We start from the raw sequence: 16,763 nt of genomic DNA on the forward strand, positions 1-16,763 counted from the left end.
GGAGCACTTATTATGAGCCAACGTAACTCCCGTACACAAATGTTGTACACTCTATTTTTTTTGTTTTTCCTTATTTGCGCCTTCGCCGCATTTTTCACAGGCGTCAAGGTTGGCGCAGACAAAACGGAAGCTAAATATGAGCAACAAAAGAGCAGTAATGGATATGGATTAGAAGAATTCACGGGCTCTTACCAACAGAAGGATCTTGTTACTTTCTATCATAACGTATTTTTGCCTTATCGGGAATTCAAGCAGAATTGGAACACTCAAGTGGACAAGCTGGCACGCAGTACAGATGCCCGTGTAAATGCAGCAGCTATGAAGAATCTTAGCCTTTTAGCAGATAAACAATATGAAAGAGTTAACCAGGACTCTATCTTTTCTGACTCTCCCTTATTACATCAATCACAGCTAAACATACTCAAAAGCTTAACCTTATTCTCAAAAGCTTCTGGTGAAGTAAGTGCAAGTGCATCTGGTGCAGAGACGGCAAAATTGCTGAAAAATGATCCTTATACTGCCGGTGCGGTTAAATTCGGATTGCTCGCTCAAAAGAACTTTTATGATTCTATGCTAAAGTGGGGCTCTAAGACAAACCAGAAAATTCCTTCTGATGCTGGTGAGCTTAAGACCATGTCCTTTATACAGTGGAAAAAAATGCCTCTTCTTCAAAAGAACGCATCCATTGCAGATATGATGTTAAATCGCGGAATTTTTGCAGCCTATGATCCTCAGGACATTACCGCAAAAATAGACGATTTGATTCATTCTGGTACAGCCAGTTCATTGAATCTTACAGATGTTCAGTCCTCAGTAACCCTGCTTATTTCCACAGGTGCTATACAGGTAGAGGATTTTATGAAGTGGCGAGAGCAGTACTACAGCAAGGAGACGATTCCACAGCTCCCGTTTTTTTATGAATAGAACCAGTCATTGAATCATAACGAAAAATGAAGTTCACTTCAAGAAAGCTTACTTTCAAAGCCTATTGACACATCTACATTACCGTGTTACATTATGAAAAAATTAATCAATCAAAAACGATGATGGAACAAAGATTCTGGAAGTCTTCAGAGAGCCGGTGGTTGGTGCAAACCGGTGACACACAGATGTCTTTAGCGCTCCTGAGATATTGTATCGAACCTTAAAGTAGGTGCAATCGGATCAACTCCGTTACCAGTGTGGCCTTTGCAGGCCAATGAGGCTGCTTCTTCCAAGTTGCAGTGAATTAGGGTGGTACCACGAAGATAACTCTCGTCCCTTACTACGGCAGTAGTATGGGGGTCGGGAGTTTTTTTAATTTCTAAATACCTAATCTATACTATCCTTTTGCCCAAAGTTACCGATTCCGCGGCACTTCTGCACACAACTTCTTTTATGCGACACCGCGTTGATCTACTATTATCACATGTTTTTTCTCTACTAGTTCGTGAATCTTCAGGTATTGTGGATTGCCCAAAAAGGCGTCCTCGACATATAAAGCTTTTCAACTTTAAGGGGGATAAGAAACCATGTTTAAAGTATTAGTATCGGATCCAATCAGTGATTTGGGCATTCAGCAATTGATGGACGCAGAAGATGTAGTTGTTGACAAAAAAACAGGACTCAGCGAAGACGAACTCATTGCAATTATCGGTGAATACGATGGCCTCCTTGTCCGCAGTCAAACTACTGTAACAGACAAAATCATCGAAGCAGGAAAAAACCTAAAAGTAATTGGTCGTGCAGGTGTTGGTGTAGATAATATCAAACTGGATGCTGCAACAAAACGTGGTATTGTTGTAATCAATGCTCCTGATGGAAATACAATTACGACTTGTGAGCATGCTTTCGCAATGATGATGGCTCTAGCCCGTCATATTCCACAAGCTTATGCAAAAACAATTGGCGGAACCTGGGATAGAAAAACATTCGTTGGTGTAGAGCTTCGCGGCAAAACTTTAGGTGTACTCGGAATGGGCAGAATTGGTAGTGAAGTGGCTAAACGTGCTAAAGCATTCGGTATGGAAATTCTTGCTTTTGATCCTTTCCTAACAGCTGAACGTGCTGAAAAGATGGAAGTGAAATTGGCTTCCGTAGACGATGTTGTTCGCGGAGCAGACTTCATTACTGTGCACACTCCACTTACTCCGGAAACACGCCATATGATTTCTCGCCCACAATTCGAGGTGATGAAAAAGGGCATGCGCATCATCAACTGTGCCCGTGGTGGTGTAATTGATGAAATGGCGTTAGTAGAAGCTATAGATAGCGGTATCGTTGCTGGCGCCGCGTTTGATGTATTCGAAAAAGAGCCGCCACAAGCGGATCACCCCTTCTTATCTCATCCAAAAATCATCGTGACGCCTCACCTTGGCGCTTCTACGATTGAGGCTCAAGAAAATGTGGCGATCGATGTTTCAGAACAAGTATTGCATATTCTGCGTAATGAACCGTTCATTAACGCGGTAAACATTCCTCCAGTGGCTCCAAGTGTAATGAATAAGCTTCAACCTTACTTCACGCTTGGGGAAAAACTGGGTAGCTTTGTTACCCAAATTGCTGCTGCTGCTATCCGTGAGATCCATGTGGAATACGCCGGTGATCTTTCGGATGTTGATACCCAACCACTAACCCGCTACATTGTAAAAGGCGTGCTCTCCCGCCACTTTGCAGAGGACGTTAATATTGTGAATTCCATGCATTTGGCGAAAACACGAGATGTGAACGTAGTAATAACTAAAGCTTCTAAAACAAAAGGCTTTACCAATCTGATTACTGTTACTCTAAAAGCTGATCGTGACCAAGAGTATCTTGTTGCCGGTACCCTGCTGCAAGGCTATGGAGAACGAATTGTTCAAGTGAATAAGTTCCCAGTTGATATTGCTCCTGAAGGTCATCAAATCTTTGTATCCCATAACGACAAAGTAGGGATTATCGGACTCGTGGGTACATTGCTTGGCGAGAATGATGTAAATATCGCATCCATGCAAGTAGGACGTAAAATTGTTGGAGGTGCTGCAATCATGCTGCTGACCGTTGACAAAGCTGTTCCTAAGCATGTCCTTGTGAAACTCGCTGGATTACCAGAAATTAATACTGCTGAAGAAATCATCCTTCTTTAATCTATAATATAGAAAGGCCATTCCAGAACGTACTGGAGTGGCCTTTCTTTAATTTAACGAATCTTTTTCTTCCTATATTATGAACGAAGGGATTATCCTTCCATCAATATCAGTAAAGCCATACTTTTCAGCAAGCTTTCCAACCACCTGCGGCTCACCGGACATAGAGATAACCTCTGGATCAGCGGCTAGTGCAGTCACTGCTCGACCAATATATCTCGTCGATTCACTCATTTTCAGTTCCTCAACTTCTTGCCAATGTTCCTCATCTGTATTCATGGCTTCTAGAACCGCTTCTGTTCTCATCCATCCAGGTGAAAGTGGAATAACCGCAATACCGTCATCCTTTAACTCCTTCGACAATCCGAAAGCCATACGTAAAAGTGCATTTTTAGAAAGATCATAATAAAAGTTGCCTAAATATTTATAATGATCCCAGAAGGTTGTATGGATAATTAGACCACCAGTTTTTGCCTTGCGCATGAAGGGGATTGCGTAATAATTGGTGATCATTTGTGCTCTCACACCGGCATTAAACATATTGTCCCAATGAGCTGTAGGTAACTCCCAAAAAGGCTTCTGCTCAATAGTTAAATCATTGCCTCCCCATACATTGTTAACTAAGATATCGAGTCGCCCCTTCTCTTCAGCGATTTGACGGATCACTGCTTCTGTTTCCTGATCCTTCGTATGGTCACATCGTATTACCGCACCAGAACCCCCACTCTCTTTTATTTCTCTAAGTACACTATCTATACTCCCCTTAGTATGTTCTGTGGCGGATATATCTGTGGTCCTCCCTGTAATATAGACAAAAGCGCCTCTTCTTGCTAATTCTAAAGCGATTCCCCTCCCTGCACCTCTGCTGCTCCCGGTAACCAAAGCGACTTTCCCTTTCAATGTCATAGCCTTCAACCCTTTCCACATAAATTCGGATTTCAATATTCTGTGATCATTCCTTACGTTTTATAAGTATAGCCCGTATATATGACATCAACTGACATATATAATATAATCATGATTTAGAAAAGATTAATGGTGATCGTCCAATAATTAATTCGAGGAGGCACAATAGCCTAATGAGAGCCGACCGTTTGTTATCTATATTGCTTCTGTTACAAAATCGCGGAAAAATGACTTCTAGAGAACTGGCCCAAATACTCGAGATATCAGAACGAACTGTGTTTCGTGATATGGAAGCATTAAGTGCTTCAGGGATACCCATTTTAGCTGAACGTGGCCGTGAAGGAGGCTGGATGCTTACTGAAGGGTACCGAACCTCCCTAACGGGAATGAAGCCACAAGAGATTGGTTCACTGCTTCTGTCCACTGACGCATCTATATTGAAGGATCTGGGGATACAAGACGATTTCTCTTCCGCTGTTCTCAAACTAGAAGCTGCATCCTCACACCGAACTAGTAACCCAGCACATCACCTAAGCGAGCGTATTCATATTGATGGTGCTAGTTGGCATCCTTCAGATGAGACTTATCCGTTCCTTTCTGTACTGCAGGGAGCACTTTGGGAGGACCGTAAAGTTAAAATCACTTATCTCCGGAGTAATGAGACTACAGTCCGTTTCATTGATCCTCTTGGCTTGGTTGCAAAACGCGGTGTATGGTATGTCGTAGCCAAAAGCGAGGATGAACTAAGAACCTTTCGTGTGTCCAGATTAGTTAACGTTGAGGAGACTCATGAGGGGTTTAAAAGACCTGATGACTTTGATTTAAAACAGTACTGGGAAGAGTCCACCATGGCCTTTAAAGCAGCACTGCCAAAGTATCAAGTAAAGCTAAGGGTTAGAACATCTGTCTTAAAAGAATTACAGCGAGAAAGATTCGTCTCTGTCCAATTGATAGAGCCAACCAGCAATGCAGAGTGGGTGAACGTAGATGCCGAATTTAATACGATCGAGTCTGCCTGCCGGATAATCCTTTCTTTTAGTCCCTCAGTTATTGTACTTTCACCACAAGAACTTTTAGAGATGGTAAAGTCTGCTATCACAAAAATTTCCGCTATTTATGAGGATTTTTGACACGAAATCTAAAGAACTGCTCCTAAAAGAAGATTTATGTCAGTTCTTACTATAGACCAATCACCTTTAAATCCCATATAATAACACCAATACATAATATTAATAAGGAGGACATTATACCAATGAACTGGATGCATAAACTTCCGTTAAAACAAAGAATTGTTGCCGGATGTTATCTCATTGCCGCACTATTTGCCATTCCTGTTTTAGTTACTTTTATGATCTTAGGCAACATTATTTTGGGTATTGTTCTAATCGTTGTTCTTGCTGCTTTAACTTTACCCGTGGCCCGCTTTATCGAGAGAACGCTTACATCTTCTTTTGATGACATCGCGAATGTATCTCATAGTATTTCTAAAGGGGATTTTACTAGTAGAGCTGACGAGAACGGGTCTATGGGGGACGTAAGTCGTTCCTTTAATACTATGATTGACAAGCTCAAGAAGATTTTGACAGAAGCATCGCAGATCACGCGCCAGGTTATGGATGCAAGCCGTGGAATCGAAGATAAGAATCAGAACTTAAAAATTGTCATGGCACAGGTAGCCTCTTCGTCAAATGAGCTAGCTCTTGGGGCAAATGAAATATCTACGGATATCGCTGAAATGACAGAATCTATTAAAGATATTGAGAATAAAGTCTCCAATTATACGAACTCAACGAAAGAAATGAACAGACGTTCAATACATACATTAGAACTAGTTGAACAAGGGCGCCAATCCGTAGATACTCAAGCTGAAGGCATGCGCAAAAACATCCAGGCTACTCAAAAAGTAGCGGATACTATCGAGGCCTTGTCTCATAATGCTCGCGGAATAACGATGATCACAAAGACCATCACTGAGATCGCTGAACAGACTAACCTGTTATCGCTGAATGCCTCCATCGAAGCAGCACGTGCCGGAGAACATGGTCGAGGATTTGCAGTAGTCGCACAGGAGGTCCGTAAGCTTGCCGAGGAATCAACGGCTTCAACAAAGGAAGTCTTTGGTTTAGTTCGGAGCATTGAAACTGATATTAAACAAGCGATTGACAATATCGCTATCAACGAAGAAGTCGTACAGGTACAGAATGAGATGATCACTCAATCTGCTCATATCTTTGCTCAAATTGTACAAAGTGTGCAGTATATTACCGAGCAGATCTCTTCCTTCTCTTCTGAAAGTGATCTTATGCTGGAAAGTGCCTTGAAAATCTCAGGTGCAATAGAAAATATATCTGCAATCACTCAGGAAACTGCTGCTGGCACCGAAGAAGTATCGGCTGCAATGAATGAACAAATTAATGCCCTGCAGTCCGTCGCAGAAGAAACTGAGAAAATGACACAGGCCGTATTTAATCTACAGAAAACGATCCATATCTTCAAGTTTTAAACAACTTGCATAACGAATAAACCAAGCCATAAACCGTCCTCTAAGTTTGTCTTAGGGGACGGTTTATTTTCTATTATTTCATAGGTTTGACAAGACTTTCGTCAAAATTCGAGTTAATTTGCGATAATATATTGACAAAGGATGATCCCAAGGAATATATTGTAAAGGAAAATTATTCTTATAAATTTTAAATTAATATAGGCAAAATCTTCGAAAGAGGATGACGCAAAACCATGGATCTACAGCCTCATTTTTACTCTGAGGCCATGATTGCCAGGTTGCTAAGGACCCGGGACGGCTGAACTATTGTTCAGTCTTTACGGCGATTTACGCCACCAACCTGTGCCCTTTTTCGGAGCACAGGTTTTCTATTTTTGAGTTTATTGATCAATCAGATCACTTCGAAAGATCAATAACATAATAAATATTAATCAACTTGTGAGGTGTATCTTTTGAAGACAGTCGCAGATTATATGGCGGAAGCACTACGTAACCTCGGAGTGACCCATTCTTTTGGGATCATTGGTAAATCGATTTGTCCCGTAGTTCTTAAGATGGTAGACTATGGTATTGAATTTATTCCAGGGAGACATGAATCCAGCTCCGGATTCGCAGCAGCTGGATACGCGCTGAAAACTGGTAATCTAGGCGTAGCATTTGGTACTTCTGGTCCAGGCGGAACTAACCTGCTTACAGCAGCAGCACATGCGAAAGCCAACAACTTGCCAGTGCTGTTTATTACGGGCCACCAATCTATTAAAGAGCTTGGAATCCCCCAATGTCAGGACTCTTCCTCTTACTTAGCTGATTTAGCGGAGATGTTCAGACCTGCCACCTTGTTCAGTAAACTTATTGAACGCGGTGATCACTTTAGTACTATTTTTAATCATGCGATTTCAATTGCTCTTAACCAACGTGGGCCTGTTCATCTTTGTGTGCCGTTTGATGTACAGACAGAAGGATTGGAAGAGTGCAATATTGTAATTCCCGAACGCGAATCTCTAGTAAGTCTAGCGAATATCGACAGAGTAGTTGATGCTATCAATGCCTCAAAGAATCCTTTGATTATTGCAGGTAAAGGGGTCAATCGATCTGGGGCGCATAGCCAGCTTATTCAGCTCGCTGAAACTTTTAATATACCAGTAGTAACATCACCTGGTGGTAAAGGGGCTATGGTTTGGGATCACCCACTCTATCATGGTCCTATTGGTGTTGGAGGTTGCACCCACGGGGATGACCTGTTGAATAAAAGTGATCTATTTATAGTTCTAGGATCACGATTAAGTGATATGACCGTCTGTAACCTAAAACGGGAGAATCACCCGACAACATTAATTCAATTTGATATTGATCCGACCTTTGTTGGAAAAATCTTGTTCTCCAAAACGATACCAGTCACTGGTGATCTACGTGATAACCTAGTGTGCTACCTAAATCATATTGATCCTAATCATATTACTAAACGTGAAGCTATCCCTTATGTAGATTATTCAGAAGAGCTTCCCAGTCTGAAGAATCTTTCCCTTGCGTCTATTATGAGCACGATGAGTGATCTGATTCCTGACAATAATACAGTATTTGTTGATGACGGCAGTCATGGATTCAATGCTGCTAAATGGTACAAGGTTAAGAAACCAGGCAGTTTTGTATTTGATGCTTATTTTGCTTGCATGGGTAATTCTATCGGTATGGCTATTGGTGCAAAGGTTGCAGCTCCTGAAGAAACTGTCTTCTGTATTACAGGTGATGGCTGTTTTATGATGCTAGGTACAGAAATAAACACCGCCGTCTGCAAAGATATCCCTGTCATCTTTATCGTAGTAAATAATAAGCAACTCGATATGGCGCTTAAAGGGATGGAAAAAACTACTGGCCGTATTGATGGAACGATATACGAAGTCCCAATGGACGTTGTGAAATTTGCCGAGTCTCTAGGAGCGACAGGCTACAAGTGTGAGACTGCGGAACAATTCTCGACTGCAATTAAGGACGCCGTTGCTCTTAACCGTGTTGCAGTTATTGAATTATTAACAGACCGTGATGAAGTCCCTCCGACTGCACACCGTACTTTGAACCTAAATTAGGAGGCTCACTATGAAAGATAATGTTAACAGTGGTCTGAACCACTTCACGAATCTCTCAGGAGACTATGGCGCTAAAGCACTAGCTCCGATTAAGGAACATTTCCCTGACTTGGCAGAATTCATCATGGGTAATGCGTATGGAGATATTTTTCAACGCAATACCATTGAAGCTGACTGGAAGGAAGTCTCTGTTATTTCTGCTCTAATTGCAATGGGCCAGTTCGATCAATTAGGAGTTCATTATGTTATGGCTCTTCGTGTAGGAGTTACTGTAGAACAGCTCAAAGGGATTCTACTACACTTAGTACCCGCTATAGGGGCACCTAGAATCATCACAGCCTTTAATATTCTTCTTGAAACCATAGAAGAGATCCAATAAATAATAATTCGACATAAATATACACATTTCGTCTTTATTATTGTGATTTAAGAAGATAGATTACTATAGGAAAGATCGAACGTGGAGATAAAGTTCTGTCCTGGACAGTGGGCGCTGGATGGAAAAACGTAACATTTGTTATTGAATATCAAGCGTTACAACATAAAAAGCGGCAGGCCAAGGATTAACCTTAGCTTGCCGCTTTTTATGTTGATCTGGTCTTTAGGACTCGCTAGCAAAGAATAACCCCTTTTCAGTTAGCGCACACCTTATTTCATCAAGCCCTTTTGGTCCCATCTCATGGAGTGCCCGAAGTGCAGGCTTTGAAAGTCCACTCGGTAGATCAGATTCTGTTCCGTTAACCATGGACATATGCATCTCCCTGATTACTGATATCTTTCATGTTTTTCCCAACCCATGGTACGCGCTACAGCGTCTTTCCAGGCGTTGTAACGTCGTTCACGCTCATCTATACCCATTTCAGGTGAAAAAACCCTCTCAGCTTTGTTAAAGCTTTCTAGTTGTTCTCTTGTCCAGACTCCTGAGGTTAATCCAGCCAGAAGTGCTGCCCCCAGCGCAGTCGTCTCCGCATATGTAGTTCGAGTCACTTCACTCCCGAGGATATCAGACTGGAACTGCATCAGCAAATCATTACGAACAGCTCCCCCATCTACACGAAGTCCGGTCAATGGCATGCCTGCGTCTTTTTCCATCGCCCCAATTACATCTCTAGACTGAAATGCTAGCGACTCTAACGTTGCTCGTACCAAATGTGCCGAGGTCGTCCCTCTTGTCAGACCGAAGACTGCTCCACGTGCGTACATATCCCAATAAGGTGCACCTAGTCCAGTAAAAGCAGGAACGACCACAACCCCTTCGCTGTCCTCCACTTCCCGCGCTTTGTCTTCTGAGCCTGCTGGCTCCGCTATGAGGCCTAGCCCCTCCTGAAGCCATTGTACAGCCGCTCCGGCTACAAACACACTGCCCTCGAGTGCATAGTAGAGTTCATCCCCCATTCCCCAAGCTACAGTGGTCAACAATCCATGACTGGAGACTACAGCTTCTGTACCTGTATTCATTAGAATAAAGCATCCAGTTCCATATGTGTTTTTGGCACTTCCGGGTTCAAGACAAGTATGTCCAAACAAAGCAGCCTGCTGATCTCCCAATACAGAGTGAATAGGTATTTCTGCCCCGAACCAATGCGCATCTGCTGCTCCAAATTCACTACCGGACATTCTCACTTCCGGCAGGATGGAGCGGGGTACACCAAGCTCTTCCATCAGCTCTTCGTCCCAGCAGCGCTTATGTAGATTATATAGCATTGTACGCGAAGCATTAGTTACATCAGTAGCATGTACAGCTCCACCAGTAAGCTTCCAGATTAGCCAGCTGTCTACGGTCCCAGCTAGTAGCTCGCCATTATTTCCCCGCTCTCGTGCGCCGTCCACATGATCAAGAATCCAGGAGAATTTAGTTGCAGAAAAATAAGCATCCACAACGAGTCCAGTCTTGCTAGCAATGAGTCCCTCTAATCCCTTATTCTTGATCTCTTCACACAGCTCTGCAGTACGTCTGTCCTGCCACACAATCGCAGGATAAATCGGCTTACCCGTTGCTCTATCCCAGATTAGGGCCGTTTCCCTCTGATTTGTAATTCCAATAGAAGATATTTCCTGAGGTGTTATCCCGCCCCGAGTAATCGCATCTCTTGCAGCTGCAAGCTGTGACGCCCAAATTTGCTCTGGGTCATGTTCCACCCAGCCAGGGTGTGGGAAAGATTGTTTAACCTCGTATTGCCCTTGTGAGACGATTCTAGCGTCCTTATCGAACACTATGGCTCGTGAACTAGTAGTCCCTTGGTCTAAAGATAAAATCATTTGCTGGCCTCCCAAGCATAAACAATGAGATATGTTCCACGATGAACAAGATTAATGTGTTTGTTTCAACAAAAAGCACCTCTGCTGTCAGAGGCGCTATCACACATTGTGTTTGGAATTACTGTTTTTCGACAGGAAGTCTTAGGGTAAAGGTTGTACTTTCGCCCAACTTACTGGAAGCTGAAATGGTTCCGTGATGCGACTCAACAATATTTTTAACAATCGCAAGCCCAAGTCCCGTTCCACCTGATTCTCCCCGTACACGTGCCTTATCGGCTTTGTAGAAACGATCAAATATATACGGCAGATCTTCCTGCGGAATGCCGACGCCTTCATCCTGAATTTTAATTTCAAAATAGCGACGCCCTTCTAAGACACAAGTTCCTGTATGAACTGTGATCTTCTTGCCACCCTGCGTATGACGAAAAGCATTATCGAGCAAATTGGTTAAGACCTGCTCAAGCTTATCTTCATCCGCCGCTTTAAGAACAAGAACATCGCTGTCTTTATTTAGCTGCAGATGAATATCACGCTCTTTCGCACGTACGGAAAATTTGCGATACACTCGTTCCAGCAGTTCGTTCACATCTACTTCTGCCTTCAACATATCCGTATGTCCAGCTTCCATTCGCGCAAGGTCGAGCAGATCCTTTACAAGACGTCCCATACGGAGTGATTCATCATGAATGACCTGAATCAGTTCACTGCTTTCCTCTGGTGAAGAAGCCATACCGTCAAGTAAAGCCTCACTATAACCTTGCATCATCGATAACGGAGTCCGAATCTCATGAGAAACATTTGCCACGAAGTCACGGCGCATTTTCTCGAGCCGTACCTCTTCAGTCACATCACGCAGAACAGCAACCACCCCACGAATGCTTCCTTCAGAGTATAAAGGTGCCATATGCACTGACCACACGCCCTGCCGGACATGTACATTCGAGCGCTCATCGCCGCCTTGCTTCAACGTGCTCAAAAATAAAGGACGCAGGGGAGGTGGAACATTACTCTCAGCCGTTTCCGTATGAGGTTCAATGTCGCTCTCTTGTTCCCACTCTAAATCGCTCCAGCTCTCAAGTAGCGATTGACCATGCGGATTGGTCAGAATAATCTGGCCTAGGGTATCAAAGGTGATTACAGCATCACTCATGCTACGCAATACACTGGATAGATGACCCTTTTCATGGTGCAGACTGCGAATATTCTCTTCCAACTCCTCAGCCATATGGTTAAAGGAAGTTGCCAATTGGCCAATTTCATCGCTTGTGACAAGCGTCAGCCTTGTTCCGTATTCACCACGTCGAATGTTGTTTGCAGCCTCGATGACACGTTGCATCGGTTGAGTGATCTTGGTGAACAAGAACAATGCGAAGAATGTCGTCAAGGAAAATCCGATCATGCACGTATACATAAATAAACGTTTGATATCGCCGGAATTAGCAAAGTTGCTGTCGATATAGGGAAGTAGAAACAACCCGAGTGTAATCAGCACGACAGCGACCAGGCAGATGATCGTGACCCACAGCTTGCCGACAAGACTTCTCCAGAAGTTCACTTATTTAGGTACCTCAAGTTTATAACCTACACCCCATACAGTTGTAATCATCGCCGCGGATTCCGGTGAAACCTTATTCAGTTTTTCACGAAGACGCTTAACATGGGTATCGACTGTACGCAAATCTCCGAAAAACTCATAATTCCAAACATCTTTAAGCAGTTCTTCACGAGAGAACACTTTATCCGGTGAAATCGCCAAATAATGCAGCAGTTCGTATTCTTTCGGTGTCAGACTCACTTCTTCACCACCAGCAGTAACCCGGTGTGCGTCATGCTCAATAATAAGATGAGTGAATACAATGTTATTACTGGAGTTGCTCTCTTTGGACAAAAATGCTGTTGCCGAAGAACGGCGCATAATAGCCTTCACGCGATAAATCACTTCGCGAGGGCTAAATGGCTTCACGACATAATCATCCGCGCCCATTTCAAAGCCCTGTACACGATTAATCTCTTCACCTTTAGCTGTAAGCATTAAGACAGGTGTCGACTTGACCCCTCTGAGTCGGGTCAGCACTTCCATTCCATCAATGCCAGGCAGCATAACATCCAGCAAAATTAGACCGTAGTCATTTGCTGTTGCTTTACGAAGAGCAATTTCGCCATCTTCAGCTTCGTCGATTTCATAACCTTCTTTTTCAAGATACATCTTTAGCAGGCGGCGAATGCGTTCCTCATCATCCACTACCAGAATTCTGTTTAAATGATCTGCCATTTCACAACAACCCCTTCATCAAATACAGTAGAACGTAACCTTAAATCCATTGTGCTGTGTTAGCAGGTAAACTATGCTCAGTCCGTCCCCGCATAAGAATGAAGTCCGGCGATGACTAGATTAACGCCAACTAAGGTAAACATTACGACCAAAAAACCTAGAACGGCAAGCCAGGCAGATTTTCGCCCTTGCCATCCACGAGCCAATCGTAAATGAAGATAAGCACTATAGAAGAGCCAAGTAACGAGTGCCCAGACCTCTTTGGGGTCCCATCCCCAGAATCTTCCCCAGGCTATTTGCGCCCATATCATTGCAAAAATCAAAGCGCCTAATGTAAAAATAGGAAAGCCAATGGCTATCGCCCTATACGTTATCTCATCTAGATCGCCTTCATCAATCCCCTCCATAACCGGGTGAATCGCTGCGCCTAGCGGCTTGCGTACGATCAAGCGAAGAATTCCGTAAAGGAGTAATCCGGAAAGAATCGACCAGATTACAGTATTAAACTTCCGGCCAGCATTCACACCATTCATCCATGAAGGAGCTTCAAAGAGAGGTTCTTTCATGCCAAGAAACGACTGGAAGCTTTCAATTTCGCTATTGTGAGGAGCCACAATCGGCGGCATTCGATAACTCACTTTCTCTATTGTACTATTTTCCTGCCCTGCGCTGTCAATCGTAACGTTGTGACGGACAAAAACAGTCTCGTAACCTGCTCCGCGGAAAGCAAAAACTGAACCCAGAAACCCAATTATAACAATGATTGAAAAGAGAGTAAATTCAATCAGTCTCTGTTGCTTACGATCCGCCTTCTCTTTACTTGCAAAATTAACAGTCCGCAGCAGATACATCAGCCCTGCCGCAAATCCTACCGCGAAAAAGGATTCACCCAGTGCTGCCAGTGTTACGTGGATCTTGAGATAGTTCGATTGCAGGGATGGAATTAACGGCTGAACCTCCTGTGGAAATACAGCTGCGTACGCCATCACAATAATGCTAATTGGAACTGCAAACAGACCGAGAATAACTTTGCGATAGATCGCGTATATCACTGTAAAGGCTACCATAACCATCATGGATAAGAAAGTCATGAACTCATACATATTGCTGACTGGAATATGTCCTGCACCAAACCAACGTGTAAAGAAATAAATAAGATGAAAGATAAGACCTATAGAAGAAACAATAAAAGCTATTTTACCCCATCGAGCAGTATGTTCCTCTGGCTTGCGGCCCGACCACTTGCGACCCATGATAGCGATAGTGAATAACATAAACGACCCGCTGTATAATAAGAATGCGGCAATAAAGACAGCGCTGCTGATATCGAGCAAGCTCATGTTAGGCCTCCTCCATTATCTATTGATTTTTCATCGACTACCATATCTACTTTTTCTAAAATAGAAACGATCTCACGACGGAAACCGAACCAATTCTTGTTCGTATGTCCTCCGAGTATTAGCTCTCCGTTTACAACGGTAAGCCAGATGCGTCTATGCTGCCAGTAGAATCCAAGGACTAAACCCAGCATCACGATTGCTGCACCTAACCATACAAAAGGCATTGCACGATCAATACGTATATTCAAGTATGTAGTCGATTCCGAAAAATCAACATCGCTCATGTTGTCCACTTCAAGCTCAAGAAATCTATTGCTGCCACCAAGCTTATCGTTAATAGCCACCTGCTGAAACTGAGACTTATCCACCTGCTTAGGAAAATAGAAGTACTGCTGCCCTTCTGCTGGCAAATCCGGTCCTTGAATCAAGAATAAGAATGCTGGTGCATTCGGATAAGGCGACTTAGATATCGGCTGACCATCCTCATTGAGTCCAAAATCCATATACTTTTCTTTTAAAGTCATCGTATAGGGTCCCGCTGTAATTGTACGCTGCGGATTCTTCATATCCAGTTTAAATTTACCGTACGACTCCCCAGTGGTGGAGTTCTTAAGCACTGGCTGTACAGAACGCAGTACAGGTGTTAGATCATAATCAAACTGATACGCTTTCAATCCTTTATAATCCAAAGGTGAGTTTACTTGGATATCATGTGTTGTCACCTCGGTAAGCTGCGGTTCCTTAGTAGGATCTGCGCAATCCGCGGTACATTTATATAGCACTGCTTTAGTTTGGAATAATTTGGGAAGGGTTTTTTTGCCCCGAAACTCCTCAGGCATCTCTTCATCTGTGTAGAACTCTACGGTGAATTTCTCGTTTTTCAAATAGTAGGTGGTATCCGGAATCTGTGTAATCTCCCCTTGCGGGAAAGCAAGATGCTGATCCATGTTGAGACCCGGCAATCCTCTTGCCAGTACAGCAAGTAAAAAAATAATCAAACCAATATGTATTACGTAAGGTCCCCAGCGGCTGAAGCGGTGTTTCTCTGCCAGCAGCGCTCCTCCATCCGTCTTGACTCGGTAGCCCTTTTTACGCATAGGCTGAACCACCCGAGCAACCCAAGCTTCTGGTTCTTCATGCACTTCAGTAACTAGCACAGCCTTTTGCCGGATTAAGAACTGACGATGTTTCCGAATCTTCTGCCTAGTTAATGCCTTATACAGCGGAAGTACTCTGTCCAAACTACAAATGACTAATGAAGCGCCAATCATTACGAGTAGAGTCACAAACCACCAGGATTCGTATGTATGTGAAAGTCCAAGTTTATAGTAGATGTCCCCAGCTGTTCCGTACTCCTGCTTATAATAAGTCGATGCATCAATATTAAGAAAAGTACTCTCCTGTGGGAAAACGGTTCCCAGCATAGAGCCTAACAGTGTCAAAACGATAAGATAAATGGCTATTTTTACAGATGAAAAAAAGTTCCAAACTCGATCAATAATGCTTGGATTAACACGCTGCGAACGACGGGCTACACCATCATAACGCATTTCCAGATTCTCGCCCCAGTCCGATTCTTTGCCAAGCGGCTTTCCACATGCTTCACATAGAACAGTGCCTACAGGGTTCTGGTGGCCACATTCACATTTGGTATTGGTTATAAAAGCCTCGCGTTCACTCATCAATCCACCAGCTTCCCAATTTGATCATCTAGTGAATCTAAATCAAGCTGGCCAATATGAATGCTGTCAATTTTACCCTTTGCATTAATGAAAAAAGTAGTGGGGAGTGGAGAAATACCATAACTTCGTACAGCGTCTCGTCCCGTGTCCATCAAAATCGGAAAATCAATATCGACTTGCTTCACAAAATTTTCAACAGTCATCTGATCTTCACCTACGTTGATTCCAATAACGACTACATCTTTGTCCTTCCATTTTTCCCATTGTGCTTGGAGAGCCGGCATTTCTTTTACACAAGGCGTGCACCATGAGCCCCAGAAATTCAGCACAATAGTCTTACCCTTATACTCGTCTAATGTATGCCCCAGTCCATCAAGACCCAGCAAATCAATGGCAGGCGCTTTACTACCTTCCTCTGGTTTTCCGCTTCCACCAAATACAGAGGAACCAATTGCATAACCACCCACTAGAACGATTAGAAACAGAATTACGATTTGAATTGGTTTTCTCGCTTTACCCACATGTAAAGCCCCCTTCTGTGACGCAACTCATACTTATGTTGTAAGGTGTGAACATCCTATGAACATTATAGCGAATTTCGTCACAGCATTAG

General features: G+C 43.3%; 13 protein-coding genes, 1 riboswitch and 1 other annotated feature. Of the genes, 6 read left to right on the forward strand and 7 right to left on the reverse strand.

The annotated features are described in order from the left end of the window. Positions 1-12: 12 nt before the first annotated feature. Complete coding sequence (locus ACN6KS_RS20625) at positions 13-924, forward strand: hypothetical protein (RefSeq protein ID WP_094870079.1); 912 nt, start codon at positions 13-15, stop codon at positions 922-924. A 110-nt stretch (positions 925-1,034) separates the two neighbouring features. After that, positions 1,035-1,265: a binding site (T-box leader), on the forward strand. Between the two features lie 246 nt (positions 1,266-1,511). Next, positions 1,512-3,104, forward strand: a complete 1,593-nt coding sequence (serA, locus tag ACN6KS_RS20630; protein WP_042190237.1) for a phosphoglycerate dehydrogenase — start codon at positions 1,512-1,514, stop codon at positions 3,102-3,104. A gap of 72 nt (positions 3,105-3,176) precedes the next feature. Here serA and ACN6KS_RS20635 read toward each other — a convergent pair whose 3' ends face one another. Next, positions 3,177-4,010, reverse strand: coding sequence for an SDR family NAD(P)-dependent oxidoreductase (locus ACN6KS_RS20635; RefSeq protein ID WP_094870080.1), 834 nt, complete (start codon positions 4,008-4,010; stop codon positions 3,177-3,179). Positions 4,011-4,183: 173 nt separating this feature from the next. Between ACN6KS_RS20635 and ACN6KS_RS20640 the strand changes: the two genes are divergently transcribed. The 4 genes from ACN6KS_RS20640 to ACN6KS_RS20655 all read left to right on the forward strand — a co-directional run bounded on the left by ACN6KS_RS20640 (position 4,184) and on the right by ACN6KS_RS20655 (position 8,976). Continuing rightward, positions 4,184-5,140 carry a helix-turn-helix transcriptional regulator gene (locus ACN6KS_RS20640; protein ID WP_280786606.1) on the forward strand — a complete coding sequence of 319 codons (957 nt, stop codon included), beginning with the start codon at positions 4,184-4,186 and terminating at the stop codon, positions 5,138-5,140. Positions 5,141-5,262: 122 nt separating this feature from the next. Next, positions 5,263-6,513, forward strand: a complete 1,251-nt coding sequence (locus tag ACN6KS_RS20645; protein WP_094870082.1) for a methyl-accepting chemotaxis protein — start codon at positions 5,263-5,265, stop codon at positions 6,511-6,513. A 190-nt stretch (positions 6,514-6,703) separates the two neighbouring features. Further along, positions 6,704-6,799, forward strand: a riboswitch (cyclic di-GMP riboswitch). A 157-nt stretch (positions 6,800-6,956) separates the two neighbouring features. Next, positions 6,957-8,597: a thiamine pyrophosphate-binding protein gene (locus tag ACN6KS_RS20650; protein WP_094870083.1), complete on the forward strand. Its 1,641-nt coding sequence runs from the start codon at positions 6,957-6,959 to the stop codon at positions 8,595-8,597. Between the two features lie 10 nt (positions 8,598-8,607). Then, on the forward strand, positions 8,608-8,976 hold the full coding sequence (locus tag ACN6KS_RS20655) for a carboxymuconolactone decarboxylase family protein (protein WP_094870084.1): 369 nt from the start codon (positions 8,608-8,610) through the stop codon (positions 8,974-8,976). A 386-nt stretch (positions 8,977-9,362) separates the two neighbouring features. Here ACN6KS_RS20655 and glpK read toward each other — a convergent pair whose 3' ends face one another. From glpK to ACN6KS_RS20685, 6 genes are all read right to left on the reverse strand, one after another. Next, entirely contained in the window at positions 9,363-10,856 is a 1,494-nt protein-coding gene (glpK, locus tag ACN6KS_RS20660) for a glycerol kinase GlpK (protein WP_440960386.1), read from the reverse strand. Positions 10,857-10,974: 118 nt separating this feature from the next. Then, positions 10,975-12,411 (reverse strand): ATP-binding protein, encoded by a 1,437-nt coding sequence (locus ACN6KS_RS20665; protein WP_094870087.1) that lies wholly within the window; start codon positions 12,409-12,411, stop codon positions 10,975-10,977. Then, positions 12,412-13,128, reverse strand: coding sequence for a response regulator transcription factor (locus ACN6KS_RS20670; RefSeq protein ID WP_036676174.1), 717 nt, complete (start codon positions 13,126-13,128; stop codon positions 12,412-12,414). 77 nt (positions 13,129-13,205) lie between these two features. Beyond that, a complete protein-coding gene (ccsA, locus tag ACN6KS_RS20675; RefSeq protein ID WP_094870088.1) occupies positions 13,206-14,468 on the reverse strand; it encodes a cytochrome c biogenesis protein CcsA in 1,263 nt (420 codons plus the stop codon). Beyond that, positions 14,465-16,150 (reverse strand): cytochrome c biogenesis protein ResB, encoded by a 1,686-nt coding sequence (gene resB, locus ACN6KS_RS20680; protein WP_440960387.1) that lies wholly within the window; start codon positions 16,148-16,150, stop codon positions 14,465-14,467. Before resB ends, ccsA begins: the two co-directional genes overlap by 4 nt. Then, positions 16,150-16,671 (reverse strand): redoxin domain-containing protein, encoded by a 522-nt coding sequence (locus ACN6KS_RS20685; RefSeq protein ID WP_094870090.1) that lies wholly within the window; start codon positions 16,669-16,671, stop codon positions 16,150-16,152. The genes resB and ACN6KS_RS20685 overlap by 1 nt, the downstream gene beginning before the upstream one ends. Positions 16,672-16,763: the final 92 nt, after the last annotated feature.

It is taken from the genome of Paenibacillus nitricinens (assembly GCF_052056485.1).
GTDB lineage: Bacteria > Bacillota > Bacilli > Paenibacillales > Paenibacillaceae > Paenibacillus_AQ > Paenibacillus_AQ nitricinens.

Coding starts and splice junctions, on each gene's coding strand:
- ACN6KS_RS20625 (WP_094870079.1), top strand. CDS start 13: ATGAGCCAACGTAACTCCCGTACACAAATGTTGTACACTCTATTTTTT.
- serA (WP_042190237.1), top strand. CDS start 1,512: ATGTTTAAAGTATTAGTATCGGATCCAATCAGTGATTTGGGCATTCAG.
- ACN6KS_RS20635 (WP_094870080.1), bottom strand. CDS start 4,010: ATGACATTGAAAGGGAAAGTCGCTTTGGTTACCGGGAGCAGCAGAGGT.
- ACN6KS_RS20640 (WP_280786606.1), top strand. CDS start 4,184: ATGAGAGCCGACCGTTTGTTATCTATATTGCTTCTGTTACAAAATCGC.
- ACN6KS_RS20645 (WP_094870082.1), top strand. CDS start 5,263: ATGAACTGGATGCATAAACTTCCGTTAAAACAAAGAATTGTTGCCGGA.
- ACN6KS_RS20655 (WP_094870084.1), top strand. CDS start 8,608: ATGAAAGATAATGTTAACAGTGGTCTGAACCACTTCACGAATCTCTCA.
- glpK (WP_440960386.1), bottom strand. CDS start 10,856: ATGATTTTATCTTTAGACCAAGGGACTACTAGTTCACGAGCCATAGTG.
- ACN6KS_RS20670 (WP_036676174.1), bottom strand. CDS start 13,128: ATGGCAGATCATTTAAACAGAATTCTGGTAGTGGATGATGAGGAACGC.
- ccsA (WP_094870088.1), bottom strand. CDS start 14,468: ATGAGCTTGCTCGATATCAGCAGCGCTGTCTTTATTGCCGCATTCTTA.
- resB (WP_440960387.1), bottom strand. CDS start 16,150: ATGAGTGAACGCGAGGCTTTTATAACCAATACCAAATGTGAATGTGGC.